The sequence below is a fragment of the Micromonospora sp. NPDC049799 genome (genome assembly GCF_040656655.1).
Lineage (GTDB): Bacteria > Actinomycetota > Actinomycetes > Mycobacteriales > Micromonosporaceae > Micromonospora.
In genome coordinates, this window is sequence record NZ_JBFAMU010000641.1 from 1 (window position 1) to 2491 (window position 2491).

Annotated in this window: 3 protein-coding genes; 1 reads left to right on the plus strand and 2 read right to left on the minus strand. The window is 69.9% G+C overall.

Annotation, left to right across the window (positions count from 1 at the left end; all coding sequences use genetic code 11):
- Positions 1–143: 143 nt before the first annotated feature.
- A complete protein-coding gene (locus AB0I76_RS27625; RefSeq protein ID WP_357041388.1) occupies positions 144–293 on the minus strand; it encodes a hypothetical protein in 150 nt (49 codons plus the stop codon).
- A gap of 312 nt (positions 294–605) precedes the next feature.
- Between AB0I76_RS27625 and AB0I76_RS27630 the strand changes: the two genes are divergently transcribed.
- Entirely contained in the window at positions 606–1514 is a 909-nt protein-coding gene (locus tag AB0I76_RS27630; protein ID WP_357041391.1) for a L,D-transpeptidase family protein, read from the plus strand.
- Between the two features lie 224 nt (positions 1515–1738).
- On the opposite strand, the gene AB0I76_RS27635 is transcribed toward AB0I76_RS27630, so the two are convergent.
- A partial coding sequence (locus AB0I76_RS27635) for a hypothetical protein (protein ID WP_357041394.1) occupies positions 1739–2491 on the minus strand: 753 nt, incomplete at its 5' end.

Genomic DNA, 2491 nt, shown 5'->3' on the forward strand with positions numbered 1-2491 from the left:
GGACGCCTAGCGTCAGCTGCTCAAGCGCACTGGTCGGCAATGATCGGCACGAGCCGACAAGGTGTGTCCGGCTCCCCCCGACGGGGGTCGTCCCTATTCCGGGATGGTGCGCAGGTAGGAGATGTCCGCGACCCGGAGCCGGTTCAGTGCGGTGGCGGTGAACTGCCGTGCACCAGATCCGAGCGCAACGCCCGCAACTGGTCCGGTACGTCGACGGCCGGGCCATACGCGTGGTGCAGCGACTCCCACGGGAGGTCGTCGAGTCCGGCCAGCGGGTCGGTCAGTTGATCCATCCGGCGCTTCTGCCAGGAGTGGGCAGGGAGCCGACAGCAGCGGCTGACATCAACGATGGCCACCGAAGCTCGCCGGAGTCGTCCCCCGTCTCCGCCGATGCTCTCGATCCGGCGAGCGCCGCCCCTCATATGTAACGCCGGCCAGACCGACGACGCCGGATGAGTGGAGTCAGTTGATCTCCAGCGCCCGTCGTGGGCGAGGGTCGCACCTGCGACACCTCAGACCAACCGCGCGGCAAGAGTCACCCCCCGAGTCGCGGTCGCCTTCCGCCTAGACGACTGGCGACATCAAGAACCATTGGAGGAGTAGGAATGCGAACGCCGTTCAGGCGGGCTGTGTTCGGTGCCATCACGGTGGCGCTGCTCGGCGGGCTCGGACTCACGTCCTGCGCAGCCCCGGGCCGGAACGGCACGGTGGACGCCGGGTCGGCTCCGGTCGATACCTCGGTGACCGGCGCTCCCGGACCGACTGCCTCCGCAAGTCCCTCCTCATCGCCTTCGGCTAGCCGGTCCCCGTCGCCTTCGGCGAGCCGGTCCACGAAGCCGTCTCTCAGCCGGTCGCCGTCGCACGTCCCGACCAGCAAGGTCGCGACGCCGGCCGCAGAGAGCAACATCGCCTCCCGGCTACACACCATTCCGGCCAGCACCCGCCAGCTCATCGTCGTCCACAGCAGCGGCTACGGTACGAGCGTCGCGTCCCTCGAGACTTTCGAGAAGGTGAACGGCGTGTGGCGGCCGAAGCTCGGAGTGATGAGCGCGCGGATCGGCACCAAGGGGTTCAGCGACAGCCATGTGGAGGGCGTCCCCACGACGCCCACGGGCGTCTATGGCATCGGCTCCACCATGTACGGCGTGAACGCCAACCCTGGCGTCAAGTACAGCTACCACCGGCTTGTGGCGAACGACTACTGGGATGAGAATCCCAGCTCGCCCACGTACAACAGCTTTGTGCATGGCACGAACCCGGGCGGGTACAGCGAGGCGCTGTGGCAGACCGTGCCGCAGTACAACTACTTCGCGGTCATCAACTACAACATCCCAGTGAGGGCAGCCACCCCGGCCCGCGGCAGCGGCATCTTCCTGCACGTCAACGGGAGCGGCGGTACCGCCGGCTGTGTCTCGTTGACACAGTCCAACCTGCTCCGGGTACTGGAGTGGCTGGATCCGGCGGCCTCTCCACGCATCGTGATGGCGCCCAGCCAGAACCTCGGCCGCTACTGACCGCCCCGAGGGCCGCGCGGTCGGCAGACGAGGCAGCGGGAAGGAAGCAGAACACGTCCGAATGCGTGCGGCCACTGTCGCCTGGATCCGAAAATCGGAAGGTCGGCGGTTCGAACCCACCCCTGGCCACATAGCCTTTCGCCCGGCTACAGGAGCGCTGACCAGCGGAAACGCCGGTCGGCGCTCTGCTGTTTCCGGGCCGGTCATAGCCACGACGGGGTCGGCTACCGCAGCACGGCCTTCGCCACGGTGGTCGTCGGCTGGAAGCAGACCAGGGCCCGGCCGTCGGCCTCGGTCACCACCCACGGATGCCCGACGTACGTGTGCTGCCGGTACCCCTGTCCGGGCTGCAGTTCCGCGTACCGCTGGCGCTGGCCGTCGTAGTTCAACCAGTACACCGTCACCGGAGCGGACCGGGCGTTGACGAAGTCGATGAACGTCTCCGGTCCGCCGCCAATGGACCGCAGCGCGGGCTCCCGCGAAGCGGGCAGGGGCGCCAGCTCGCCCGGGGGCAGGGGCGGGGGCGGCTTCGGTGACGCGGACGGCGCGGACCGCGTGCTCGTCGCGCGCCCGGTGGGGGTGGCCTTCCGCGTAGGTGCCGCGGGCTTCTTCGACGCGCGGGTGGACAGCGAGACGGGGGCCGGTGAGAAGGACCGGATCGGTTCGGGCGTCAGCTCGGGAGCGATTTTCTCGGCGACCGGTGCGGCGGTGTCCGCCGAGGGCGCGGCCACCGGTGCGGACGACTGCAAGAAGGGCAGCGCCATGACGAGGACGGCGAGCGCGATGATCGCGACGGCGGTCAGCCCCATCGCGTACGCCGGCCGGCGCCCGACGGTCGACGGACCCGGCCGCCGCGGCGGGGGGGTCGCGGCGGCGGGGTTGACGCGGTGCCGGCCCTCCGAAGCGGACGGTTGCGGTCGTGGCGGGTGGTTGTCGGGCGGCTGCGGCCCCCAACCCCCCACCCGCAGGCCACGAGT

Coding starts and splice junctions, on each gene's coding strand:
- AB0I76_RS27630 (WP_357041391.1), top strand. CDS start 606: ATGCGAACGCCGTTCAGGCGGGCTGTGTTCGGTGCCATCACGGTGGCG.
- AB0I76_RS27625 (WP_357041388.1), bottom strand. CDS start 293: ATGGATCAACTGACCGACCCGCTGGCCGGACTCGACGACCTCCCGTGG.